The organism is Candidatus Bathyarchaeota archaeon (assembly GCA_023131225.1).
GTDB lineage: Archaea > Thermoproteota > Bathyarchaeia > Bathyarchaeales > SOJC01 > JAGLZW01.
In genome coordinates this window covers 1-26004 of the sequence record JAGLZW010000036.1, presented here as the reverse complement: position 1 = coordinate 26004, position 26004 = coordinate 1, and the positions used below count along the sequence as shown (strand labels likewise).

General features: G+C 44.5%; 23 protein-coding genes and 1 tRNA gene. 15 read left to right on the top strand and 9 right to left on the bottom strand.

The features are described from left to right. Positions 1 to 18 precede the first annotated feature (18 nt). On the top strand, positions 19 to 3468 hold the full coding sequence (locus tag KAU88_09170) for a signal peptidase I (GenBank protein MCK4478676.1): 3450 nt from the start codon (positions 19 to 21) through the stop codon (positions 3466 to 3468). A 354-nt stretch (positions 3469 to 3822) separates the two neighbouring features. Here KAU88_09170 and KAU88_09165 read toward each other — a convergent pair whose 3' ends face one another. Next, positions 3823 to 4935: a radical SAM protein gene (locus KAU88_09165; GenBank protein ID MCK4478675.1), complete on the bottom strand. Its 1113-nt coding sequence runs from the start codon at positions 4933 to 4935 to the stop codon at positions 3823 to 3825. Further along, the gene (locus tag KAU88_09160; GenBank protein ID MCK4478674.1) at positions 4896 to 5408 is read right to left on the bottom strand and encodes a hypothetical protein; all 513 of its coding nucleotides are present in this window, start codon (positions 5406 to 5408) and stop codon (positions 4896 to 4898) included. Before KAU88_09160 ends, KAU88_09165 begins: the two co-directional genes overlap by 40 nt. Before the next feature lie 674 nt (positions 5409 to 6082). Here KAU88_09160 and KAU88_09155 point away from each other — a divergent pair. The 6 genes from KAU88_09155 to KAU88_09130 all read left to right on the top strand — a co-directional run bounded on the left by KAU88_09155 (position 6083) and on the right by KAU88_09130 (position 9475). Next, positions 6083 to 6170, top strand: a tRNA-Ser gene (locus KAU88_09155). A gap of 104 nt (positions 6171 to 6274) precedes the next feature. After that, entirely contained in the window at positions 6275 to 6877 is a 603-nt protein-coding gene (locus KAU88_09150; GenBank protein ID MCK4478673.1) for a PH domain-containing protein, read from the top strand. Positions 6878 to 6896: 19 nt separating this feature from the next. Next, on the top strand, positions 6897 to 7403 hold the full coding sequence (locus tag KAU88_09145) for a hypothetical protein (GenBank protein ID MCK4478672.1): 507 nt from the start codon (positions 6897 to 6899) through the stop codon (positions 7401 to 7403). 100 nt (positions 7404 to 7503) lie between these two features. Further along, positions 7504 to 7902, top strand: coding sequence for a hypothetical protein (locus KAU88_09140; protein ID MCK4478671.1), 399 nt, complete (start codon positions 7504 to 7506; stop codon positions 7900 to 7902). A 108-nt stretch (positions 7903 to 8010) separates the two neighbouring features. Next, on the top strand, positions 8011 to 8106 hold the full coding sequence (locus KAU88_09135; protein MCK4478670.1) for an SEC-C domain-containing protein: 96 nt from the start codon (positions 8011 to 8013) through the stop codon (positions 8104 to 8106). Positions 8107 to 8230: 124 nt separating this feature from the next. Next, the gene (locus KAU88_09130; GenBank protein ID MCK4478669.1) at positions 8231 to 9475 is read left to right on the top strand and encodes a 2,3-bisphosphoglycerate-independent phosphoglycerate mutase; all 1245 of its coding nucleotides are present in this window, start codon (positions 8231 to 8233) and stop codon (positions 9473 to 9475) included. A gap of 2 nt (positions 9476 to 9477) precedes the next feature. Here the strand turns inward: KAU88_09130 and KAU88_09125 are convergent, their stop codons facing one another. Continuing rightward, complete coding sequence (locus KAU88_09125) at positions 9478 to 10596, bottom strand: ATP-NAD kinase family protein (GenBank protein ID MCK4478668.1); 1119 nt, start codon at positions 10594 to 10596, stop codon at positions 9478 to 9480. Positions 10597 to 10735: 139 nt separating this feature from the next. Between KAU88_09125 and tdh the strand changes: the two genes are divergently transcribed. Then, entirely contained in the window at positions 10736 to 11803 is a 1068-nt protein-coding gene (tdh, locus tag KAU88_09120; protein ID MCK4478667.1) for an L-threonine 3-dehydrogenase, read from the top strand. Positions 11804 to 11847: 44 nt separating this feature from the next. Here tdh and KAU88_09115 read toward each other — a convergent pair whose 3' ends face one another. Genes KAU88_09115 through KAU88_09105 form a run of 3 tightly spaced genes read right to left on the bottom strand, consistent with a single transcriptional unit; the run spans position 11848 to position 12796 of the window. Then, positions 11848 to 12288, bottom strand: a complete 441-nt coding sequence (locus KAU88_09115) for a TRAM domain-containing protein (protein MCK4478666.1) — start codon at positions 12286 to 12288, stop codon at positions 11848 to 11850. A 53-nt stretch (positions 12289 to 12341) separates the two neighbouring features. Beyond that, the gene (locus tag KAU88_09110; protein MCK4478665.1) at positions 12342 to 12632 is read right to left on the bottom strand and encodes a DNA-binding protein; all 291 of its coding nucleotides are present in this window, start codon (positions 12630 to 12632) and stop codon (positions 12342 to 12344) included. Continuing rightward, positions 12629 to 12796: a deoxyribonuclease gene (locus KAU88_09105; protein MCK4478664.1), complete on the bottom strand. Its 168-nt coding sequence runs from the start codon at positions 12794 to 12796 to the stop codon at positions 12629 to 12631. Before KAU88_09105 ends, KAU88_09110 begins: the two co-directional genes overlap by 4 nt. A gap of 517 nt (positions 12797 to 13313) precedes the next feature. Between KAU88_09105 and KAU88_09100 the strand changes: the two genes are divergently transcribed. Further along, complete coding sequence (locus KAU88_09100; GenBank protein MCK4478663.1) at positions 13314 to 13598, top strand: hypothetical protein; 285 nt, start codon at positions 13314 to 13316, stop codon at positions 13596 to 13598. Positions 13599 to 13979: 381 nt separating this feature from the next. After that, on the top strand, positions 13980 to 14906 hold the full coding sequence (locus KAU88_09095; protein MCK4478662.1) for a tetrahydromethanopterin S-methyltransferase subunit H: 927 nt from the start codon (positions 13980 to 13982) through the stop codon (positions 14904 to 14906). Here the strand turns inward: KAU88_09095 and KAU88_09090 are convergent. Next, positions 14875 to 15537: a cobalamin-dependent protein gene (locus KAU88_09090; protein ID MCK4478661.1), complete on the bottom strand. Its 663-nt coding sequence runs from the start codon at positions 15535 to 15537 to the stop codon at positions 14875 to 14877. The two genes, KAU88_09095 and KAU88_09090, sit on opposite strands and share 32 nt — an antisense overlap. Positions 15538 to 15680: 143 nt before the next feature. On the opposite strand from KAU88_09090, the gene KAU88_09085 reads away from it, so the two are divergent. Continuing rightward, positions 15681 to 15845, top strand: coding sequence for a CooT family nickel-binding protein (locus KAU88_09085; GenBank protein ID MCK4478660.1), 165 nt, complete (start codon positions 15681 to 15683; stop codon positions 15843 to 15845). 100 nt (positions 15846 to 15945) lie between these two features. Here KAU88_09085 and KAU88_09080 read toward each other — a convergent pair whose 3' ends face one another. After that, positions 15946 to 16338 (bottom strand): thioredoxin, encoded by a 393-nt coding sequence (locus tag KAU88_09080; GenBank protein ID MCK4478659.1) that lies wholly within the window; start codon positions 16336 to 16338, stop codon positions 15946 to 15948. A 236-nt stretch (positions 16339 to 16574) separates the two neighbouring features. Continuing rightward, positions 16575 to 17009 (bottom strand): NUDIX hydrolase, encoded by a 435-nt coding sequence (locus KAU88_09075; GenBank protein MCK4478658.1) that lies wholly within the window; start codon positions 17007 to 17009, stop codon positions 16575 to 16577. A gap of 203 nt (positions 17010 to 17212) precedes the next feature. Between KAU88_09075 and KAU88_09070 the strand changes: the two genes are divergently transcribed. From KAU88_09070 to KAU88_09055, 4 genes are all read left to right on the top strand, one after another. Beyond that, a complete protein-coding gene (locus KAU88_09070) occupies positions 17213 to 20482 on the top strand; it encodes a hypothetical protein (GenBank protein ID MCK4478657.1) in 3270 nt (1089 codons plus the stop codon). 342 nt (positions 20483 to 20824) lie between these two features. After that, a complete protein-coding gene (locus KAU88_09065) occupies positions 20825 to 24523 on the top strand; it encodes a carboxypeptidase-like regulatory domain-containing protein (GenBank protein MCK4478656.1) in 3699 nt (1232 codons plus the stop codon). A gap of 167 nt (positions 24524 to 24690) precedes the next feature. Continuing rightward, the gene (locus tag KAU88_09060) at positions 24691 to 25143 is read left to right on the top strand and encodes a hypothetical protein (protein MCK4478655.1); all 453 of its coding nucleotides are present in this window, start codon (positions 24691 to 24693) and stop codon (positions 25141 to 25143) included. A 239-nt stretch (positions 25144 to 25382) separates the two neighbouring features. Next, positions 25383 to 26004: right-handed parallel beta-helix repeat-containing protein (locus KAU88_09055; GenBank protein ID MCK4478654.1), on the top strand; the 622-nt coding region annotated here is incomplete at its 3' end.

Below are 26004 nucleotides of genomic sequence, written 5' to 3'. Positions count from 1 at the left end.
GGTTGCATGGTGAAATAAATGATAAGAATATCCATACGGAATGTGCTCACTGTCACGTTTCTTCTTACGATTCTGTCATTGTCGTTGATGCGGATACCCTTTGCAGGCGCTGAGAGCCCAAGAGCCAGCCTTACTGGCAATGTTTATGATGAGGGAGTGGACAAGGACGGCGATGGGAAATTCGACCTTTTGCAAATAGGAGTGGAGTTTAATGTTAGCGATCCGGGTTGGTATGATGTCAAAGTGTACAACCTAATAAGTGAGAGCTATCAGCAATTATTTATCGAGGGCCGCTCGGAATCTGCCTATTTCGAAACGGGCATAAATGTTGTTAACGTTAGTCTCTACGGACCCACAATCTACGCTTCAAGCATTAACCCGTTGAACATTTCTGAGATAAGGTTGGACACCACAGTAGATTATCCATACATTCCTCACACCATATATAATGTACCGCTTTCAAGAGAATACTCATATACCGAGTTTGACGCTCCCTTTAAGGACGTAGAAGCAAGGTTCATCGTCTATCCAAATGGCACCGTAACGTTAGCAGGAGCGTTAGATTACTCTGACATGGTTGTGTCAGAAGTCAACAGTCCGAACACTGGTCCCACAATGCAAGGAGTAATAGGAATCACCAAAGACGGCGGCTTAGTAGTGGCATCAGCAGACTACATTATGGAAATTCCGCCGAAAGAAGCGTCCGAATTTCCCTTCAACTCAACTATAGTCTCTATCCTTGAAACATATTCTGAAGGGAATGTTCAAAGCGAACTTAATGCTACGATGACTCTGCCCGCCGGAATTGCTGCAGAGTATCCCTTCAACACTACAGATGTTGCAATAACCGGGACGTATTCCGATGGAATTTTCAACCTTCAACTAGATTTCCTGACAGCGTTGCCTTCCTACATTGCTTCAACGTTTCCGTTCAACATTACCGACATTTCCGCAGTCGGAGAATACTCTAACAATGTAGCTCAAGGAACGATCACGTTTCACATGGTATCAGGGTTTCCATTAGGCGACATAAACATAGAGTTTCAGGGAAACCAAACCGACCTAAACCTGATGAGTGATATCACTTTCATTTATGATGTCATGTCCTTTGAGTTACCTCTGCCTTTCCCACAATTCCCCCTCAACAAGACAACGCTAGACGAATGGCTTCTAGAAATAAACAGCACCCTTCCAGAAACAGGTCCACACTCCTTATACAATATGACAATGGGCTTGTTTGAATGCACTCAGTTCACCACAACCCCAACCTATGGAACCACCAGCGCAGATGTAACATTCAACGCGACCGTACATGGCAACTTTATCAAGGCATTGGCGTTCATTATGTCAGGACCTGCCCAAAACATGATGCTATGTCCGTTGTTAAACGCAACTCTGTCCTCCGTTGATACCCTCTCTTTCCAAGTGGCATACACAGTCAGTTCAAAACAAGTTTCTTTATCGTTAACATTCGCCTATGATCTAAGATCATTAGTAGAATACCTTGCTGCGCCAGAGGCCAGATACTTTGCAGTAGCTGGTATGTCTATGGACCCCACTCTGCTGGTTGGCGACATAGTACGAGTTGAAAGCATTGCAGACCCAAGTCAAATCGTAGCTAACAATGAAACTGGTGACATCATCGCATTCTACAAACCGTCAGATCCGAACGTCATAGTTGTACATAGAGCAGTAGACAAATTCTTCAACACTACTACAGGCGAGTGGTATTTCAAGACGAAAGGAGACAACAACCCAAGTCCAGATCCTTGGCTGGTTCCACATACGAGTTTGATAGGAAAGGTTGTAACATGTATACCTTATATCGGAAACCTCATGTTATACCCGCCGATTCCATCTATGTATATTCCACCAATGTCCATCCCTCCAGAGATCCCCTTACAATTGTTAAATCATACGTTTTCAATGCTAAAAGACGCTTCAGTCAAGCTCGAATACTCGAGTACAAACAAGGAATTTCAGGTAAACCTAACTGCTACCTCAAACTTGTCAGAGTATTGGGATGAGATCGCTGCTCTATTGCCGGACGTGGCACCCCTAGAGATCAAACCTTTCGTAGAGTTGCTACTAAACACGACATATTGCTCAATGGAATCCTACAATGAGTCGATGTCTTACCAAAACGGCATAGTGCATTTCGAATCAACATATGTGATCGAGGGAGATCTCACCGCTGAAATCAACCACATAAAACAAGTCATGATGAATCTCCTTAAAATAATGACTGGAGTAGAGTCGCTACCTTGGCAGCTAGTATTCCTCAACCAAACAACGATCGACATCAACAAACTCCAGATGAACTTCAACTATGGCAACACGTCTCTTACAGTCGATTTTGACGACTTAACTCTAACGCCGCCAATAGACCCCGTTGATTCCGACCCCACTCAATTCAAACTTGAACGCTTCTTCAACCTCACAGCTGATTATCCATTCCCAAGTTCAGGAGAACAGCTTAAACTGATAGTTGAGGGAGGAAACAATGTTACCCATGCTGTCACTTTAATCAGCACTGGAAGCGTACCGACGCCTAATGAAACAGGTCCTAACAACAGCTACATGATTTGGTATAACGAATCAATCAGCAACATCAAAGATTTAATATTCAAAATTGAACCGCAAACATACACTGCAAGAGTACTTGTAGTTGATCAAGTGGGCGACCCCGTACAAAATGTAACTGTGGAAGTGTATTGGCCAAACGGAACACTCTATATGTCGCTAACAACCGACGACTTCGGATATACAACGACTTTTGCTGTAGACTATGCATACATGCCCTACGGAGAATACAACATCACGGCTACTTACCTGGAGGTCTCGACAACAAAATCCCTAATCGTCAGTTACAGCGGAGTCTATACCATAAATCTATCAATAGAGGGCTCTCAAACAACTGGGACCATTACTAATCCAGAGACTGTTAACGCTACAAACCCATTCATAATTGATGCCATGAATAAAACTTCGTCTAAACTCATAATCACCGAGATCGACAAGCCTGTCGAAATAGCCATAAGAAATGTAACAACCTTACCGGAAAATGTGGAACCCCCACCAGGTACGCTCAAGGCTTTAAGTAACTATGTAGAAATCATTGCCAACGAAACAGACGTCGCTGTAAATGCCACCATACGCATATACTATACGCTTGAGCAACTGTCCGAATTAGGGCTGGACGAAAGCTCATTGCAGATCCATTATTGGAACGCCACGGAAGGCAAGTGGATTCCAGTTGAAAGTCACATAAACACAGACGAGCATTATGTGTGGGCTGTTGTCAACCACTTCAGCATATGGGCTCTCTTTGGACAACCATCACCATTCTGGACTCAAATCTGGTTCCTAGCTTCGATAACTTGCGTCATTGTAGCTATCGTTGCGATTGTCGTCATCTTTGCCATAAAAAAGAAAAAGAAACCCCCGCCGAAGAAAACTGAGCAATAGAAACTTCCTCTTTTCTTTCCTTATTTGATTCTATTACTTTCAACGATCGAACTTTCATCTATTTTGCTTTCTTCTCTTTGAGAGATACTTCTAGAAGTTGTGAAACACGTGAGCGAAAACAGTCACTCTGAAACCTAGAACAGCAGAACAAGGTAGCTTTGACTTTACCATGTGTATCGTAAGCTTTTGTTCTCGAAACACAAAAATAATACAGACTATAAATCGTGTGAATGAGTGGCTGGAGTAGACTACGGAAAGCGACTAGGTAGAGCAAATATGAGTTAGGGCGGATAATTGCGGGGTTGCCCTGCGCGCGTATTGTGTGTGAAGAAAGAACGAAAGTAGGATAGAATCCTACGAAAGTAGGTGTATGTTGCCTATTCTTACGTTATTTAAGTGTTTTTTCGCGGTGATGTAGCAGTTGTGGGCGTGTTTTCTGCTTGTGGTTGGCAAATCGTTTAGTATGTATGCTGGATAGAAAGCTAGAAGTGTGTAAGGAATTTGGGGGCTTATCTCTGCAATAAATTTGGCAATGCCTTCAACTTCTTGGGTGTCCACGTAGCCGGGTATTAGCAGGGTGCTAGCGGTCAGAATAGGGAGTTCCGGTCTTTGATTATAGTATTTTTTGCCTATTTTTTGGAAGTTTTCGAGAGTTGCTTTGTTTGATGTTCCGCACAGCACTTTGTTGAGGTTTTCGTTCCATGTTTTTAGGTCGAATTTCATGTTTCCGCCGCTTTTCAGCGAAAGCTCTGCGGCTTGTTGTGCATAGTTTGGGAGCATTCGACCGTTTGTTTCCCAACAGATACGTAGTATCTTGTTTTTGTCTGAAGCTTCTCTTAGGGCAGTTTGGCTGGTCTTTAGGGCGTGGGGCATTTGGGTAGACGGGTCGCCTCCAAAGAAACAGATACATGATGTTTTTCCATTAACTTTTGATGCTAGCTGTTGGGCTGAAATTGTGGGTTTGCGTTTTTGGGCTAGGTTGCGGTAGTGCCAGTTTTGGCAGAAGAGGCAGTCTGTGCTGCAGCTGCCGTAGAAAACAGCGAGGTTCGAGTAGCCTATTTCTGCTTTTGGTTTGTAGGCGTATTTTGGATAGCCCGCACCTGTGCATCCTGGACAGAACCACCATGAGACGCAGTTTGTCGGCAGCGGGTCGTAGTACCATTGTAGTATGCCCTTTTCGCGTGTTCCGCCGTGGCGTCTTAGCTTGCCTTCTTGGTTTTCCACAAGACCGCAATATCCTTTCTGTCCTTCGGCTATTTTGCATTTGTTGGCGCATTGGCCGCATTGAATGCCGTTGGGTGTTTGTGGCGGTTTTGCCGGTAAATTGAAGGCTTGTCGGGTTTCGGCGTGGATTTGGCTGCTTTTTTGTAAAGCTTTTTCTGGTTTTAAACGGATGCAGTTTAGGCAAATGCCTAATTGAGCTGAAATTAAAGGTGAGCGAGTGTTACAGATTTGGCATTTGCCCAATTGATCGGGTTCTCCGTGAAATGTTTGGGACGTTTATTCTTTATAGTAGTATTGGAAGGTTTGGTGGATGTGTGTGACGAGTATCGTCCAAATTTTATTTGGCTCCGCGTATTCTTGCTGCTGACGCCCGTGCGCGCATATGCTATGTTGTTACAAGTTTTTCCAAGGCATCTTCTGTGGCAACGCCGTGAACCACTTTTTCTTGAAATGAGATCGTGGGAAGATTCGTTAAACCCTTTAACCTCAACCTTATTTTCGTTAAGAACCCTTTTTCTGCAAAAATTCTCTACAGCAGTAAGAGCGTTTCTCTCTTTGTCAGAAAAATAGCGGTTATCCATAGAGCTTGGATAATGTTTCAGACCTGAGAATGCGGTACTTCCTGCTTGGGCGCAGGCGTGCTGGGCTCCTTCTTTGTCAACAAAGTCGAGAGTAGAAATGTTGAAGCTGTGCACATAAATCTTAATTTTTTCCATTGTTCTTAACCAAAACTAGTTTGATAATTGTTTGACTTAAGTTTTTGCGTGAAAAATCTTTTTTGGTACATATATTTGTGTTAAAATGAAGAAAATGAAATATTGTGAGTTGTATCACGTGCGCACGTGCATCTTTTCTTCAGTTTTTATGGCTTGTGGAAAAAACGGGGGGTTTGCGGGAGACATCTCCACTGTCTAAAGATGTAAATGTATCCATATACGAACTCACAATATCTTTGGGCTATTTTCGTTTTCGGAACAGTCTGTAACCTTCCATTTCCGTTACGTATTCGAATCCTGCCGATAGATCTCTCATACCTGTTCACAATATTCACCAAAACCCCTGCATGGTTCTTCATACTCTGTAACTCTGGCTGCTACCTGTCCCAACTCTAAAAATTATGGTAAACCCTACGGCGCGAATACTCATATTTTTGGCTTAATTGCGTCACTATTTCTGGCTGAGAAAACTTTGAGTAATAGCCTAGGGATATTCGGATTTTCCATTAAGTGTATTTTAGAGACAAATTCCATGTGCAAAAAAGATACTAATATTCTCCAGAAGTTAGGGACGAACGCAAGTCCACAAACGCAAAAGACAAAAATAACACATGCCATAAAGTTGTTGAGCAGTCTTTCAGGGATTTGCGAGAAAGTGAAGTAGGGTTACCTTTGCGGGGTTGCCCTAGCCTGGTAGGGGGCAGGCCTGCTAAGCCTGTGGTCCATCGGGCCGCGCGGGTTCGAATCCCGCACCCCGCGCCATACATTGTCCCATAACTGGCTTTTTTTACCCCAGTCTATGCAATAGAGGAAATTGACTAAAAGTTAAAGCGTAGATGAGCGCATTCTTACTTGGATGTGTTAGTGTGGTTGTTGAAACGGAATTCGGGGCAGATGTTGAGCTGAAGACGCTTTATCAGGTTTATCTTGCGATCGTGTTATTAGGCGGTTTTCTTTGGTGGATGATCCCGGTTGTTGCGTTCATCATGCTTTCATGGATAGAAGCTGGAATTATGATTGCCTTTTCATTCTTTGTTCCTATTCTTGTTGCTGTTGCAATCACGTTGTATTGGATTCCCAAGTTTCATTCTTCAATATGCTATGTTTTGGAAGATGACAAGATCGCGATTTCAAGAGGGGTATGGTGGAAAACTGAGAGTTTTGTGCCTTACAATCGTATAACTAACGTTAGCCTCTACCAAGGCCCAATTTCTAGGCATTTTGGATTAGGCAAACTCTCAATTCAAACTGCGGGTTTCTCGGGAACAAGTAGCAGTGGTGGAAAAGCTGCAGAAGCAGTTATCTTTGGAATAAAGAATTTCGAAGAGGTAAAAGATGTTGTAATGAAATTTGTTAAAGGAATGAAGCCTGAAGCAGTTAAGGCAGAAGCTGAAGTCAAACCTGTAAAAGACATAGACCAGCAGATACTTGCAGAACTGCGCAAGATAAGAAAGTCACTAGAGAAATAGGCTAAGTTGCTCATTTAAGATGAACATCATCAACAAACCCGAAGTTTCTAAGACCACAGCCTTGGCATATTGGATTCTAACTCTTTTCATTTTGACAATAACAGTGTTTTTCGTTTACGCTGCTTTTTTCACACCAATGGAAGTTATTTTTGGAATAGTGGCATCAATCGTTTCAGCTTTTGTAGGGGTGATTATGCTAATGATATTAGTGTCGCTCTACCGAACCAGATACATCTTAACAGATGACGAACTCATCATAAAGACTACCATACTCATAGGCGGAAGCAAGACTATACCTCTAAAATCCGTGAAGTCGGTTGAGAAGATACTCATACCTTTCGGCATCAGGCTTTTCGGTGCCAGCTTTCATGGTGGGTACTATCACATTCCAGGCCTTGGAAGAGCATTCCTAACTATAACGAACTTCAGAGACGGTCTTATTATCAAGACAGACCGAAGAAATTATGTAATAACGCCTAGCAAGCCTCTGGGCTTTGAGGAAGCTATAGAAAGCAGAACCCACTAAGTTTCTCGTTCTAGAACTCCCTAAGCAGAAGGAAGAATTGCGGAATTTATAAAGCCTTGAGTCAGTCTATACGTTAGAAACTTACGCCAACGGGATTTGTATGAAAATTTTGTTTGTGTGCTCGGGAAATGCTTATCGGAGTCCCGTAGCAGAAGCTTTACTGAAGAAGTCCAAGCCAGAAGTCGAGGTAAACTCTGCAGGGACGGATCCAGCAATTCCAATATCTGAAGTTGCAAAAACATATTTAGCAAAAGAAAACGCTCAAGAATATCTGAAGCGTGCCCCCGAGAGTTTAGATGAGAAAGAACTTGGGAACTACGATCTTATCGTAGCTATGAAGCCTAAACACAAAGAAAGCATCTTGAACAAGTGCCCACAATGTGCAAGCAAAATTGTTGTGTGGAACATTGACGATCCGTACTTTTTACCCCATGGATACACTGGGAAGATATTCAATCAGATCAAAGATAAGGTTGCAGAGTTGACCAATTCACTATAAAAAAATGACAAGAGAGCTCGCAACGCATGTTTCATACATTGTACGTGTGTAAAAACGATAAGTTAAAATAGTTTAGAAAATAAACTAGAAAGCAAGGTGAAAAACAAAATGTCTTGTTGTGGATCTAAAAAAGCAAAACCCGAACCTGACGATCCATGTAATTGTGGAAGCGGAAAGAAGTATAAAGAATGTTGCGGAGAATAAGCACACAAAAATAGCCAAGAAGCATATCACACCTTTTTTCTTTCAAACACACACCTTATAATCAAAGGAGAACAGCAACTCTAATTATGCCGAGAAAATAATAGGGGGATAGGGTTGCCTGTTGATGAAGGTCGTTCTCATTATCGCAGATGGAATGGCGGATGTTCCCCTCAAAGAACTAAACGCCAAAACCCCGTTAGAAACAGCTAAAAAACCGTCCCTCAATCGGGTAGCAGAGTTTGGCATCTGCGGCATGATAGATGTCATAGCACCAGGCATTCCTCCAGGAAGCGACACAGCTCACCTTGCTCTACTGGGCTACGATGTAATAGAAGTTTACACTGGAAGGGGTGCATTAGAAGCAATTGGCTCAGAAATAGACATTCTTCCAAACGACTTAGCTTTTCGATGCAACTTTGCCACTGTCGACGAGGAGCTCAAGGTAATAGATAGAAGAGCGGGAAGAATAGAGAACGATGATGCAGCGAAGTTGACAGTTGCCATTGAGGATTCACTTCGAGCAGACCCACCCCAAGTAGGTGGCGTGCTGTTTAGAAACACCGTTCAACATCGCGCAATACTGCGCCTCAGCGGACCAAACCTGTCCGTCATGGTTTCTGACACCGATCCCCATAAAACCGGAGTCAAAGTCTCAAATGCTCGTCCCCTTGAAGGAAGTAGAGAAGCAAAAAACACTGCGGACATTCTAAATAAGCTCACACGTCAATTCCACGAAGCGCTGAAAAATCATCCGGTGAACAGAGAAAGAAAGAAGAAAGGATTACTGCCCGCTAACATGATTCTTTGTAGAGGCATTGGACAGCTACCTGAGATTGACCCACTTGCCCTTCTTTATGGAATTCGTCCAGCAGCAATCGCAGCCGTGCCTCTTGTAAAAGGTGTTTGTAAGACTGCTGGGATGCGTTTGATTTTGGCTCCAGGAGCTACGGGAACGTATGAAACTGATGTCATTGCTAAGGCAAGAGCGGCAGTACGGGCTTTGCAATCCTACGATTTTGTGCTTGTTCATGTAAAAGCTACAGATCTTGCAAGTCACGATGGCAAGCCTGAGAAGAAAATAGAGATGATTGAAAAAGTGGATGCGTTGGTTGGTCACATCATAAAAAATGTTGATATGGACGAGACGTTTATTGTGGTGACTGCGGATCATACAACTTCGTCGATAAAGAGGGCGCACAGCGGTGAGCCAGTGCCTGTTGCGATTATGGGACCTGACGTCCGTACAGATTATGTTAAAGAGTTCGGTGAAAGGGCATGTGCAAAAGGAGGACTTGGTCGAATCAGAGGGCAAGACTTGATGCCTATACTTGTCAACTTGCTTGGAAAAGCTGAGATGGCAGGCTCCTAATTTTATCTGATCCGTAATAGTCTCCATTCGCGATAGTCCGTTGCTACTTTTATGTATCCTCTGAGCATCTTATCCACTTGCGCATCACCAGTGTCGACTCTCAAAACTCCTCCTTCAATGCTTCGAATTTTGCTTCTGGTCGCCAACACGATAATCTTCTCTTTTTCAACAAGTCTAATAATTCTCGGACTAATCTGCTGATTACCTCGCCCGAACAAGATTCCTTGTCTCCCAATCGGGGAAACAACAATCCACGTGCTCTGCCAATCGTCTATTTCTTTCATCAATATCCGCTCATTAACATCCTTTACCACTCTGCCTTTGTGGTAGATGTCAACTCCAAGGAGAGTTTTTTCCACCCCCAGAAAGTCCGCTACACATTTTATGGTGGTGCCTGGGCCGAGGATACATGTCGCTTCAGGACCAATCTCTTCAACTATGAAACGAGCGACAGCCAGTTGATTTTCATGCTCATCTAACGTCTCTGGCGATACCTGTTTGCTTCCTTGAATGCGCATAGGCAAGAAAGGCCCTTTTAGAAAGCCATAGAGACGAATGTTGAAACGGTCACTTCTGATGACTGCCTCATCTGCGTCCATTATCTCAAAGTCTGCGAGTTGGGTTTCTTGTTTAAGAAAGGCCTCAATGATGTAGGCTGCATCTTCAGGATTGATGGCAAATATCCCGCTATACATTTTTACGCCAGACGGAATACCCAGAACTGGTACGGAGTCTAAACCGGATAACGCGTCTAGAACGTCTCTTGCCGTGCCATCGCCACCTACAAATAGAATGAGGTTGACCTTGCACTCAGCCATCAACCTTACCGCCTTTTTGGTGTCTTCTGCTGTTGTTCTGGCTGTTATTTTCATTGGCAATATGTCAGCTTCCAGACTCGTAGAATGAATCACTTCTTCGCCCATTGTGGCTGGGCATGTTACTAATTGGATTCTCTGATTTAGTCCAAGTTCTTTCAGTTTTTTCAAAAACTCCATTCCTCTTTCAGGGGCAATAGGTTTCGCTCCCATCTCAACGGCTTTTTCGAAGACGCCATCTGTCCCTTTTAATCCGACTTTTCCACCCATGCCCGCAATGGGGTTTATAAGAAAGCCGAGCTTCAAGATGTTTTTTCTCCAGTTTTGGCGATGTGTAGTAGGTTGAATGAGCTTGTTTTAGATAAGTTTTTTAGCATAAAAACTAAATGGATTATTTCTCTCAAGCTTCATGCCAACATGTATGTATACGGAGAGATGAAAAATTATGTATGCTGTTGTTAAGACAAAACGAGCACCTGGCGCAGAAGTCACTACTGTGAACATTCCGAAGATTGAAAGAAGCGAAGTTCTTGTAAAAGTTAAAATCGCTTCAATATGTGGCACAGATGTTCATATTTGGGATTGGAATAAGTGGGCACAGGAACGAATGAGGAAAATCCCATTAATATTTGGACACGAGTTTTGCGGTGAGGTTGTAGATGTAGGCGTAGATGTAACCAGTGTAAAGCTTGGCGACTTTGTATCTGCAGAGACACACATAGTAGATGGCACTTGCTATCAATGTCAAACCGACCGCATGCACGTTTGTCGACATATGGAAATATTAGGTGTTGACAGAGACGGCGTATTTGCGGAGTACGTTGCCTTACCCGAGAGAAACGCGTGGAAAAACGACCCGAAACTTGATCCAGCAGTTGCATCCATCCAGGAACCCTTGGGAAACGCCGTTCAAACAGCCTTGCCGAAGGACAATATTGAAGACATTGCTGGAAAAAACGTGGCTGTCTTAGGCTGCGGCCCAATCGGATTGATGGCTATTGCTGTCGTTAAGACGTTGGGCGCGGCAAAAATTTTCGCCACTGCAGGTGGCTTAAACAAAATGCGCATGGATTTAGCCACGAAAATGGGGGCAGACTTGGTTCTTAGCGCCAGAGAGGAAGGCGAGAACATTCCTCAGAGAATACTTACCGAAACCGATGGAAACGGCGTCGATGTTGCTTTAGAAATGTCAGGATCTCCGATGGCTTTGAAGCAAGCCTTCGAGATACTAACGCCTGGTGGAAGAGTTTCCTTGCTAGGACTCTTCGATACATCAGTCATGTTTGATTTCAACGATGCCATGATATTCAAGGCGGCAACGGTGTATGGCATTTCTGGCAGACGCATGTTCCAAACTTGGCATCAAGTCAAGGGTTTACTCTCTAATTCAGAGTTTAGAAATAAGATTGCGTCCATAATTTCGCACAAACTTGCCATGGAGGATGTAGAGGAAGGCATCGAGTTAATTAACTCAAAAAAAGCCGCGAAGATTATCTTAGAGCCTAAATGGTAAAAAAAATATTGCAAAATTGAACGTCGTAGTCTGTCGTGTTTTTCTTATTCGGTTTCTTCTTCCGTGGATTCGCCTTCTGCAGTTGTCTCAACTGTTTCGCTTTCCTCTGTATCTACCTCTGTCTCTGCCTCTGCAGGTTTCTCTTCTGCTTCTTCAACCGCTTCTGCTTCAGCGGTCTCTGTTGTTTCAATTTCCTCTGTAACTGCCTCTGTCTCTGCCTCGACAGGTTTCTCTTCTGCCTCTCCGACTGCCTCTGCTTCAGCAAATCTTCTGCTTATACTGGTTATGCGTATTCTCACATGGTCACCCTGTTTCGTGTTTGGCACGAAGCATACTAAACCTTTGATTCGCGCTATTCCTTCGCCTCGGCGACTAATCTCTAGGATTTCAACGTCATACTCTTTTCCTATTTCAACTGGTTTCGGAGGAAAACGTCCAGGACCGAAGTTACTGCCGCCTCTTCTTCCACTCTTTCCATACTGCATTCTTTCACCTCTTTTCAATTCATTAATAGACATTTTGGCACAAGGTTTCGAAGTTACATCACCGTTAATTGTCCATATTTACCGACGTTGAGTTGGATTTCTCCGCGGAACGAGGTTACGTAGCCATTTTCGATTTTAACTGTGTCGTTTTCGTTGACTTCTTCGATTTGGTCGTTCCATAATGTTAGTTTTATTTGTCCAGTGTCGTCGCTTATAATCACCGTTGCTACGCGTAATGTTTCGTTTTTGTATCTAGACATGACTTCGCGCGTTGCGGTTTTTTCAAGGACTTTTGCTTCCACGTCTACTCGCTTCAATCCATTTGTTAAATCCTTTATTTTCATTTTTCTCCTCCCGTATCATTTATTTTTTCCGCTAGGGCGAATTCTCTGTTGGCCTTGGCTATTTTGACCATTAATCTTTCTCTGGTCTTGGATTTAAGCACAAAAAATTGAAATCCTTGCATTCTTGCTGTTTCGTCTTCGTGACTTCCAATGCCGCTAATCATAACTTCGAGTTCCTTTTCCTCTTTAACAGGATTTCCTGCTCAAAAGCCATCTGATGTTGCTGGCTTTTTTCACCAAATCTTAGTAGCTGTTTTCCTTGTATTCTCGCTTTTTCTGTAAACCATCTCGACATCTGTACGGTTCGTCCCTTAATGCGGTGCTAGCCACCAAAATGGAAACCACGCAAGGAGTGTTGCGACTTACCTGTTACATGGTGTTGTTCTGGTAAGCTAGTGGTGTTGAAGGAAGATTACGTTGAATATAAGTTTTATTATCGTGCTTGCTATTGAAGGACTATGCATGCACGCTTTACTAGCATGCTGGGTGTGGAGAATAGTATTTCAAGAATCGTATCTTCAGTTAAGGTGGAGAGCTCCTTACCTCCCATTTTTCAGACTAAGAATTCCATTTGCTTTGGTTGTTCATGTTATTGAAGTAGGTTTGCTATATTTCAAAAACATTTATAGGTTTAAACTGCGTTTAATGGCATTGAACTTAATTTAGGTTGTGTGAATATAATTGAGTAGAGGTCAACCACCTGGAATAAGGATAACTCAAAGGGATTTAGCTGAAGGAACTGAAGTTGATTTCACAGATGAGCAAGAATATTGGAACACATACAAGCTTTCTGATGGGACAACTCTGAAGGTCAAGCTAGTCTTGAATGGCGTGAAACGACTTAAGAAGTGCAACCCTGATGGAATGCCAATATACCTGATTCGAAGCCAGAATATCGTAAGAACAATTGACGTGCCAGCTAAGCTTAAAGCAAAGCCAAAAGAATCAACATTCAAACCCGTGTAATATGTTAATGATTGACGAATGAGTCACGCTCAACCAGCACATTTAAGCAAGAAGCTCTGAAAACTAGAAGGATAGCACAGGCAGAGTAATAGCCTTAGCATGCAAAGCCGATCAATACGGTTGGGGCTATCTATATTTGGGTAACACCCTATTGGGGATACTACTTTGTGGATGAAGGCCATTGAATAACAATGCATATTCAGTCGAAGCCGCTGCATGCATGCATCGAGTTTGAGAAGGCCTTAGCTGACGAGTGTGAAGGACAGTTATTTGTGTAGATTTGTGAATGCCTTCGCTTGTGCGCGCAAGCGAGATTTAAAATGTGAATGCACTATAATTAATGCTGAAAGCACAGCTGTACAGTGATAGGGTGAAACAAAACTGTTCACGCTAGAAACAAAACAGAAAATCTACCGAATCAACAACTTCAGAATCGGTGGACAGCCTGGAGAATTGCCTACCGTTCTAATCGGCAACATCTTCTATAAAGGCATGCCAGAAGTTTCTAACCACAGAGACGGCAGTTTTGACAAAAAAGCAGTTTTAAAATGGATCAGACTTGCTGAGACAATTTCTGAGAAAAGCGGGGTGCCCCACTTTCTAGACATTATGGCAATGTATCCAGAAGCGATAAGGAGATACATTGCATTCGTTTCGGAGCAAACAAATACTCCTTTTCTAATTGACGGTGCTAATCCAGAGACGAGAATAGCGGCTTTAGATACTGTTAAACACCTTGGCCTTGAGAAATACGTGATATTCAACGGAATTACGCCTAAAACCTCACAAAACGAATTAGTAGCCATCAAAGACACTGGCGTCAATGCGGCAGTAGTGATGGCATTCAACGAATTCGATTACTCTCCCGAGGGCAGAATCAGCATACTGGAAGGTTCGACAGAATATGTCGGACTGCTTGGCATGGCGAAAAAAGCAAAGGTGGAAAAAATCCTTATAGATACAATAGTTTTCGATGTGCCTAGTATCTCTTACGCTGCAGAGGCTATCAAACTTGTGAAGAAACAACTAGGATATCCTGCTGGTTGTTCACCCGCAAACGCAACATACTCTTGGAAACAGGCTTTGAAAGGTTCAGTTTTAAAAGAGGGCTTTGCGGCATCTAACGCATCTGCGCACACAATTGCTCAGTGTTGGGGCGCAGACTTCCTCATCTATGGACCAATAAAACAAGCCAAGAACATGATTCCTGCGTGTGCTGTGAACGACGCAATAATTGCTTACTATGCTATGAAACGTTTCGGAACCAAACCGCTGGTCAAGAACCATCCGCTTTACAAAATCTTTTAGTGAGTAAAGCCCTGACTTTTTTCAAGCAGTCTTGCGCGTCAACTGCGTAAGCATCAAGCTCATACTCTCTGCATGTCTGTTCGGAAACCGTGTTGCCTCCTATTATCACTTTTATTTTATCTCGTAGGTTTTCTTTTTTCAAAATGTCCACTACTACTTTTAGGTATGGGATTGTTTCTTCCATAGAGATAGAAATTGCTATAATCTGTGCTTCTTCACGAACTACAGCCTTTACGAAGTCCTTAGGAGCGACATCTTCGCCTAAATTGATAACTTGGAAACCTGCTGATTGAAGTGTCGCGGCTACGATGTCTTTTCCTAAGCCTTGAATGTTTCCTTTCAACGAGCCAATAACGATTTTCCCTTTCACTGTGGCGGGTTCAACCTCTAAATATGGCTCAAGAACTTTGAAAGCTTCCCGCATCGCTGAGGCAGAAGACGCAACGTCAATAACGAAGTATTCCCTTCTTTCGTAACGTTCGTCAACAGTTTTCATGGCTTTCATTAGTGTGTCTAAGGCCGTATTGACTGAGATTCCTTGGTTTGTTATCTGTTTGGCAATTTCTTTTGCCTTTTTCATGTTACCAACAACAACAGCGTCTTTCAGTTCTTCCAGGACCTTCTTACTCAATCTTTAACCTCACCAAGCATGAAGTCTGCATAACTACTTAGGATTATTAGTCTTTTCAACTTCTAGTCGTTGCACGTAGCGACAAGACTTATATTAGTTTTCTCATTCTACCATGAACGGTTTAGAACATGTGCGAATTCACAGTGTTTCTGAATAAAGAAATCGTTTACAGAGACGCAGTCTACGTTAAGCATGAGGGAAACAAGGTGCTGCTAAAAGACGTCTTAGGTATTACTAAGACAATAGAAAACTGTAAGATTGTTGAAGTTGATGTGGGTTCGGAACGATTAGTTCTCGCTTCAGAGTAACAACACTGAAACATACCGAAAAAAGCTGAGTGGAGATAGCCATTTCTATTCATTGTGGTCATGCCTTCGCAAACTGCAGGTTCTTTCAACAGTTCTTGAATCAGCTTATGTAGGGCAGATTTAAAGGCGTGCTCTTCTCTGCACATTCGCGGTGTTTTTTGATCGCGAATTCTATTCCTTGGCGCAGATAATCCTTCGTCAGTACACCTACAATGTCTTGAACAGGTTTTCCTTGACAGAAGAACTTCAAAGTAGGTGTACCCATTATACCATATTTGGCAGCAAGCTCTTGGCTCTCTAGGTTCTTCATGACATCGAATTTCGCGAATTTCAGCTTGCCTACAAGCTCCTTTGGAAGTTCAACATAAACCGGCTTAACCATCTTGCAGTAGGGACATTGTGGATGCCAAAACTCAACAATAATTAAATCGTTTGAGTCTAGAACCTCCTCTTTCCAGTTCGATGCGTTTGTCTCTACTATGCCCTTGAACATTCCGAATTACCCAAATTCTCTCTCAACTCGGAGACTTGAGTCATTTTCGTGACGAAGACGAAATCGCTCTACTTGAGGAAAGGCAAATAGGTAACTGCATACCTAACCAAAACGAGGAAAACCGAGTGAAAATAGCGGTTTCCAGCTAGGCTGGAGACATCTCCCGCAACTCCCCATTTTTCTAAAATAAGTAGAGGCTATGAACACATCTGCGAAAAAGACAGATAAGAAGTAGCTCACTTGTATTTGTGAAAGAAGTATTTTGTTTCTATCTTGAAGTTATTTGAGTACGCCTCTTTAAGCAGCTTCGCGGTGATTCTCGGATAGAAGTTGATCTCATCCAGTTGATTAACGTCAATAAACCGTGCTTCTCTAAAGTATCCTTCAGGCTTGGGATTTAGTTTTCCACCGATTATTTCGCCCAAAAATGTGATGTTGGTCACCACCACATGCCTATCTTCAGAAAGTCCTTCATCAACAAATAGGAGTTTCTTGACTTTGGTTTTCAAACCAGTTTCTTCCTTCACCTCACGAATGGCACATTCCTCCAATGTTTCCCCGTTCTCTAAGGCACCTCCCGGCAACACCCAGTAGGACTCACTTCCATCAAAATGATTAGCAACCAAAATCCTCCCCCCTTCCAACAAAACCATCGCAACTCTGAACCGCATCTCATCTCAGCTCCCAAATATACGTCGAGCAAATAGCTTGACAGACATCTAAATAGTTTTGCGACCTTGGTGCGGGGGTTAGATTAGAACCCTCCCCACAAGGGAGATGTCTCCCGCAAAACCCCCATTTTTTCTTAGCTGAAATAGAACTTTCTTCCAAAAACGATAATACTGTCTAAGGTATATTTTGCTTTAGGGAGAGAATGTTGAGAAGAATTGCTTCAGGAATAATAGTGACACTGCTTTTAACAAGCATGTTGACTCTAGCATTAAATATTCAGACCGTTGAAGGATCTGGAACCATATATATTAGGACTGATGGGAGCATCGATCCGCCAACTGCTCCAATTTCAAGCTCATGTTTCTCCCCCTTCTCGATTGGATCCCATAACACGAGGATTGCTGGAGCCTCACACTCAGCAATAGCCTCTACACTGCTGTCGAGCGTGGAATGGAACAGGACCTACGGGAATACGCTCAACTCTGTGAAGCAGACGTCAGACGGAGGCTATGTAATGGCTGGTCACGCTCATGTACAGGGTAATGGACTTGACATGTGGTTGGTCAAAGTTGACGCGCAAGGGAATCTTCAATGGAGCAGGACTTATGATGGCGGTGAACATAGAAATGATGTTGCCTATTCAGTGGCGGTGAAGGCGGATGGCGGCTACGTCTTGGCGGGATATACCACCAAGCATGCCTACTCTCGCCCGCCATACAATGAGCAACGTGATGTCTATATTGTTACGACCAATTCCCAGGGCTACAGGGTGTCCGCGGAGACCCGGGGAGGGCTATATGATGATACAGCTTACTGCGTGATAGCAACCTCTGATGGACATGAAGTGATAGTGGGCACTCAACAAACCTATGAGGACTACACTAACAAAATGTTCGATTATTTCATCAAGATCACGGGCTCTGGAGGCCATATGACCTATGACGCTGGAAGCATGAGGGATATTGCCTATTCTGTTGAAGAGACCTCAGATGGCAACTTCGTAGTTGCAGGAGAAGCGCAATTTTTGGGCACTCGGGTAGTGTGTCTCAGCAAGACGTATGGTATCTTGTGGGCACGCAGTTATGGGCTTCCTTATCAGGATTTCGCCTATGCAGCATGCATCAAGCGAACATCTGACGATGGCTTCATTGTCACAGGCACAAACCCAGGAAGTAAGGATGTTTGGCTGCTCAAACTCGATTCTTCAGGAATCCAACTCTGGGAACAGACATTCGCGAGAAGCTCATATGATTCTGGCAGCGCAGTCTTCCAAACGGACAGTGGTGGATACTTCATAGCTGCCTCGACAGCGGTCCCAGGGGAAGATCAGGATATTTGGTTGATAAAAACAGATGATGAGGGGTACATCATATCAGATGAAGTCGTAGGTGGCGCAGGAAATGATTACACTAACGATTTGTGTAGCACATATGATGGTGGAGCAGCAGTGATAGGATATACTGATACTTTCACACCTGCGGGTGCTTGGCTGGTGCGCGTGCGTGCGCATTCAACTGTTCCGGAGATTGGAGAGCCAAGAGGAGTTTTCGTAAGACTAAGTCAGTTATTTGGCATATCAGAAACAGGGCAAACAAGCGTTTCTGAACCAGCAGCTAAACAAGCGATAGATTGGCTTGTTGGAAACCTTAGCGACAATAACATGAATACAATTTTCGTTGGATTCAAGGATGATAGAACTTCATTTGACCCCAACCTTGAAAGCCAAGGCATAGGATACGAAGACCCAGGCTATGCAAGTGGGATACTCATGTATCCTAGCTTGTTGTATCCCGATTTGGTGTATGGACCTTTTCAAGAATTGTTGCCTTTTGATCCAATGGAGTATCTTTTGGGAAAGGCTGATGAAAAGCAATTGGAAGTCCATGCTTGGATTCCAGTTTTTGCGGACTATTTAGGGATAGTTACAGAAGGACTTAATTTGCCAATACAACTGGCTGGAGAAGGAAAGACTGTAGTAGAGTTTGTGCAACCTGAAAGCCCGGCAGTGCAAAGCTATTTCTTTAGCATTCTATCGGAGATTCTTGATAACTACAACGTGGCAGGCATCAACCTCGATTACATAAGAACAGATGAAAACGCTGATGATGTATACAAAAAGATTGTTCAACAAATAATTGTTGACTTCGTTTCTGACATAAGAACAGCATTCCCACAACATATTCTATCTGCAGATGTATATTCTTGGAACATTGGTGATACTAAATCTGGTGTTGCACAAGATTATGTTAATATTTCAAGACATGTTGACGTTATTATGCCAATGACTTATCATGCAACTACCCCTCCTGAGGTTGACCCAGAACCTCCGTCGTTTGTGGGGGAAAGAACAACATACTTCAGAAGTCTTGTCTATAGTCCTTATGTTGTTCCAGTAATTCAAGCCTTCAACTATACAGACGAAAATGGAGAGCTGATACATGGGGTGACTGTGGATGAGGTTGCACAAGCTGTTGATTCTGGACGAGTCAACAAAGCGGATGGTTTTGCCCTCTTCCACTACATAAGCATTAAAGATGACCTTGGACCCCAAGGAGGACTCGATGAGATATGCCAGCAAGTCTGCCAGCAGCCAGCTATACCTTCATGGAAAATATCAGCCAACATGGCTACGGACAAAGAAAGCTACTGGATGATCAGTCCTCACATCACTTTCTCAGGTGACTTCGAGTGGAAAGGCTCTGGGAGTCCCCTAGTTTCAAGTGCTATAGTCATCCAGATTAGAAACCCTTTTGGCTATTGGGTAGACGATCTGGAGATCTCGACCCAAACCAGTTCTGAAGGATTATTCACTTCCCAGTTGACAACAGAGTGGATGATGCCCGAAACTTGGATTGTGCCCAAGCCTTGGATGGCTAGGGTGAAAGATTCGATTTATGGAGCGGCAGCTGTCACTACCTTCAGGATAACCCTTCTTCCTAGTGACCTGCTTTTTATAGCGTTTAGTCCTGTTGACATCCACGTTTATGATCCCCAAGGGAAACATGTTGGAGTGAACGGAACTGGTGGCATTGACGTGGAGATTCCTGGAGCATACTATTCGGGTCCTGACAGTGAACCAGAGTGGGTTTTGGTTCCTAACGTCTTTGGAGAGAGCTTCAGATCAAAGCTAGCAGGAACAGGGAATGGCAACTACACATTCAACATGATTTACGCGATAAATGAAACCACAACAGTGGAAGAAAGCTTCACTGGCCTCATTGAGCTGGGAGTCAACCGAACATTCAGCGCAAACACCTCTGAAGTCGAAGCTTCATTTTGCGATTGGCATGCCCGTGGAGATGTAGATGGTGATGGGGACATTGATATTTTCGACATCGTGGCAATGGCTGGTGCCTATGGCTCAAGCGAGAGCGACCCGGAATACGACGCCAACTGCGACTTGGACGGTGATGGAGACGTAGACATCTACGACATAGTAGCCGCAGTAGGACACTATGGTGAAAGCTGGTAGCCCACAAAACAACTTGTAGAAAAATCAGGAACGTGGGTACTCGATACAAAATTGTAGCGGGTCTCCACTCTCCTGTGACCACCAGCTTTCCCCGTAGTGAGTAGCAGCGCCCTGCTATTCTAAAAGGAAAGCGAAGGGGAGGAAAGAGGAGATAGAAAAGCTCCCCGCAAACTTTGACGAACGCGCGAAGCCTATCATATGTCCGTAGATCAGGAGGTCAAACCTGCATGCGTGCTGAAGGTAGAATCTGTGAAGCTTGAAGCTTGGTGCCAAGGTCACTCGAGCGATTAGTTCAAATATCAGTTTCATGAGTATGTTTGAACAGGTGGAGAGGGGTCTGGAATGGGGGCGAAGAGTCTAGTTCTCATAGGTGTGCTTTTGGCAAGTTTCTTGTCTGGTTCCCTTGTGCTTGTTAAACCTGCGGAAGGTGGAGGCTTCGTCGAAAATGTGGAGGAATTTGAGGACAATGTTGTCTTTGAGAAGGTGTACCTAGACAATCCCACATGGAAGAAGAGTTTCAGTAAAGATTTGGGCGGCTATCGAGGAAAGCTTTCCGGAACTGTGTATTTAAGTCTAGGTCGATGTTACATTCGGTTGCCCACCAAGATCAAGGCGCGCTATGATACTTGCATCGAGCCTTTCACTACGAACGAGGTTGAGATGGCCGCGGAACCGTACAACGGGGAAGGTTTGGAATTCGAGTATGTGTTCGGGTTCAACCTTTCAGTGACATACGACCCTTATGGACCGGAATGCGTCACAGGGAAGGTTGGAGTTGGGGATTTTGACACGGGTTTCAACTTTGAGGGAGACTTCACTCCTCCCCTTCAAGGAGAATCAGTGTTAACTTCAGCTGAGACGTTCAAGGCTTCCATCGGAATAAGGGAAATCCTTGACGTTCAAATAGGGATTGAAGCGCGCTACAGAATCTATGGGTACGAGATTTGGGGAGACTATTATGAAAACGATCCCTATGCCACGGCTAACGATGTCGGAAGCCATGGAATTGTGCTCGGCAACGCATACAGTCCACAGTTCAACATCAAAGACACCGACATTTACACTTCCCAAGACGGCTACGTTGACTTCGGGGCATACAATCTTAACTACGAAGTCGACTATGTCGTCGAAATTGCACCGATGATAGGGTTCTCCATACTGGGCGTGTCGTGGTGGTGGACACTTCCTCTCTGGACCCCTATTAGCAGTGCAGGGGACAACATTCCAGTTAACGCGGACGATTCAGACGACACGGACTACCAGATGTCACGATTATTCATTCCTGGAGGGGGCCCTGGAGTGGGAGGTTACGGCCTGCCCATTTTCGATGTTGGGCCTTCACCGCCAATCTCTGCCACCCCAGGATTCACATTTGAGGCCACGCTTCCCGTAAGGCACGTGGTTGTTAACCCGCCTCCGGGCTATACCATTCCAGACACGACAATGGAGGTTCATTTTGAGAATGGGACGTTGGCGAAAACCATACCCGTTACTCAGGCAGACTTTGCCAATGGAAACGTATCAACCACACTCTCGCTGCCTGCAACATTCGAAGCTGAGAATGAATATGAAAGCTTCGAGTTCTCACTGATCTTCCCCGACCTGTCTCCATGGTACATTAACGTGGTTGGAACTCCACTATCCGTCAAGGCCATGGTGGCCGTTGCATCGCGGCTGCCCGACTTGAACGTCGTTGGGGAGTGGTTTAGAGGGAGCGGACCAGGATTTCTCCCAGGGTACCTTGGTCTCTATCAATCATTGGAAGCGGAAATTCTCGTAACAGTGTCCAATGACGGTGGTGTTGTCTCCCCGCCAACTTCTGTAAGCCTGTGGCTTTATGAGGGTATGCCGACGGTGCCTGCATATGGCAATGTTTCCATTCTAATTGCGAGTTCCATCCTCATAGGCACAGAACCGGTAAGTGCCCTACTAGCACGAAGCAGCCAACTCCTTCTCTTCTTCTATCCGATTCCTCCAAGCATGGAAAACAAAACGTTGGCCTTCATTGTTCAGGTGGATGGCCTTCAGTTGGTTCCAGAAGTTTCGGAGGAGAATAACGTCGCCTTTACGACCGCGGAGATAGTTGACTCGAGCGTTGGAAGGCGGTGGATATTGGCCTTCACGAACTCTAGCTTTCGATCTCTGGGCTTCACTTACGGAACTTCGAATGGCTTCCTAGTTTCGGATTTGGCCGCAGCGGCAGCCATGAATGAGACGGCATACACGGAGCCTGCAACATTCGTGGATGCAATGGACTCGATAGTTCAAGCGGAACTCTTGGTTGACGAAGAACTTGTCGGGCTTGTTCCCGACGTTCTGCTGACCAAGTATGAAACTAGCGTCACTGCGTTGAACGTGACCATTGGCGACGTGAAATCCGCCGGCAACTACACGCAGCTTGAAGTTCTGGAAATCATGGACTTGCAACGGGACGTGATTGACCATGCAGATCGAATGTGGTCAGGGTCAGTATCAGGCTTGGTTGTCGACGAGTCATCCGGAAACCCGTTAGGCGGAGTGGAAATCAACGTAAGCGGCAACACGAGTACACCATTCGTTGCAACACAAAGCAACGAGAATGGAACCTTCACCATTCCGTTTCTGTACCAAGGCAACTACACACTCAACGCAAGCAAGTTTGGCTACGAAAACACATCCCAGCCAATCGTCGTAAACCCAGCCTCAACCACAAACGTTTCGATCAACCTCGCGACCATCACTGGAATGTTGGAGATTAACATAACCGACGAAATAACAGACGAGCCGGTAAACGCCGCAGCCATAACCGTCACGTCTAAACAAGCTTTTCGAGAAAACTTCGAAAACGGAAGCTTCAGTGGGTGGAGTTTCTACTATTCATCTAACAGTGCACAAAGCGGAAGCCTTCCCCCAGGAACTTGGAATAGCAGCATAGTCTCCGACGCCAGCGCGCTTTCAGAATCTTACAGTGCAAGGTTCTACGCAGACTCCGATGCTTGGGCTTCCCCCTGGAGGGTTGATGCCGCAGTGAATCGAACCTTCAACAGAGACGGGGCCCCCACTCTTGGCGCAACATTGAAATTCGACGACATTCAGGGAAGCGGCGGCGTCGGCCATTCCTACTTCATAATCATCGTCTACAATGCTGCAAACACATCCAGATGGGTGTCCTATGGGTTCTCAACGACTGGAGATTTCGGCGGCATGAACTACACTGTTAACCCAGGAGACGAGGTGCATTTCGAGCGAAACGTAGCCGCGGACTACTTTGACAAGTATGGAGAAACTTTGCCAAACGAAGTCATGTTTCACCTCCAAGCATCGGCGGACTATGCAGAAGGTTGGGGAGAAAGAAGAACCACAGCGGTCCGTGTCGACAACATCTATGTCATTGGTCCCTATGTTAGGCGCGGCGTCACGTCAAATGGGATTGTGTCCTTCGCCGAGATTCTCCCGGGAAACTACACTATCACCGTGGAGAAGGCAAACTACGTGACCTCAGAAGAAAACGCCTCAGTTTACAGTCAAGCGGAGACGACAATGCAAGTCGCCTTGTCTCCTCTGCCAATCCATGACGTAGCAGTCATCAGCCTTCACTACCCGAAGTTTGTAGTGCCCGAGGGTTATGCAATCAATCTCACCGTTAAGGTTGGAAACGAGGGAATGTGGATCGAAACCTTCAACGTAACCGTCTGCGCAAACGCAACCACCATCGGGAAGCAATTCGTTGCGCTTGCCAGGAATAACGTCACCACGTTCACATTACAGTGGACTGGCTCTTCCAAGGGAAGCTACAACATAAGTGCCGCAGCAGACGTAGTTTTTGGGGAGATAGATGTTGCTGACAACGAGTTAGGCGACGCTTGGGTGTTCGTGACGATTCCCGGTGATGTCGACGGCGATCGCGACGTGGATATTTTCGACATTGTGGCGATGGCTGGTGCCTACGGATCTAAGGTAAGTGACCCTGGGTACAATCCAAACTACGACATAGATGGTGATGGTGATATAGACATTTTTGACATCGTGGCTGCAGCTGGAAACTACGGGGAAAGCTGGTAACCATAACTCTGTCTTTTTGCTTAACAAGAAGACAACGTAGAAGCGGAGAAAGCGACGACAATGCTTTTCTATGTTAGCAGTGGAGATGTCTCCCGCAACTTTCCCATTTTTTTCATGAACAGCATCCATTTATTTTAGACTTCTAATAAACTATGGCTGTGGATCTAATGACCAAGACATCCATGATGAAGCTCAACAAGATACAACCGAGTCAATTATACATAAGTTCTGAAAAATTATCTGAAATAATGAAGACGTTTGATTCTGCAAACCCTGAGATAATTGAACCTATACCAATTAAGAAACTCGGAAATGAAATCGTTTTTGTTGACGGTCATACTAGGGCATTTGCTGCTTTCCTGCGTGACTTTCCCGAAGTTCCAGTATACTGGGAAGACGAGGAACTTGATTGGGATGCTTATGAAATCTGTGTGAGATGGTGCAAGGAAGACGGGATTCACACTATAGCGGACCTGAAAAATAGAGTTGTGTCTCAAAAGGATTATGAGACCTTATGGTACGCGCGCTGCGAAGAAATGCAGCGGGGCTTGGCAAAAAGAAAACATAACAAGAACACAAATACCCAAGACAAGGATTCTGATAGAGCAGCGCGGTTCTGAAAAATTAGCAATGGCGGGCGGGGTGAGATTTGAACCTCCCCCACTCGGGTGATATCTCCCAATTTCTTTTCCCCGCAACTCCCCATTTTTTCCTTTGGATATGTTCTAGTTTGTTACCAAGCGTTCCAAGCTAGCCACAGCAACTTTCCCTTTGCGTGTTTGTGCATTCATCGAAATAGAACTTTCTTTCAAAAACGATAATAGTGTGATGTTGCAAGGTATTAGTGTAGGGAGAAAGAATGAGAAGAGCAACATACGCTTTTTCATTCTCTATAGCTATGCTGATTCTGCTTCTAGTTGGCACATTAGCCTTAACGTTTAACATTCAACCAGTTAAAACGAGTGGAACCATCTACATTAGAGCCGATGGAAGTATTGACCCTCCAACAGCAAACATAACCACTGCAGACAATGTCACCTACACCTTCACTGGCACAATTAACGATTTCATTGTAATAGAGAGGAATAACATTGTGGTTGATGGAGCAGGCTACTCGGTGCAGGGCGCAGGCACAGGAACTGGAATAAGTCTACGTAGCAGAAGCAACGTAACGCTCAAGAACGTAGAAGTCACAAACTTCACCTATGGAATCTTCCTCTACGATTCCAGCAGCAATAACACTCTTACTGGTAACAACGCCTCCAACAACTTTCGTGGAATCAGCCTCTACGATTCCAGCAGCAACACGATTACTGGCAACACCGCCTCAAACAACACTTATGGAATCTACCTCTACGCTTCCAGCAATAACGATGTTTTCCATAACAACCTAATCGGTAACACTCTTCAAGCAATTGTTGCAGGAATAATCGATACAAACACATGGGATAATGGATGTGAAGGCAACTACTGGAGTGACT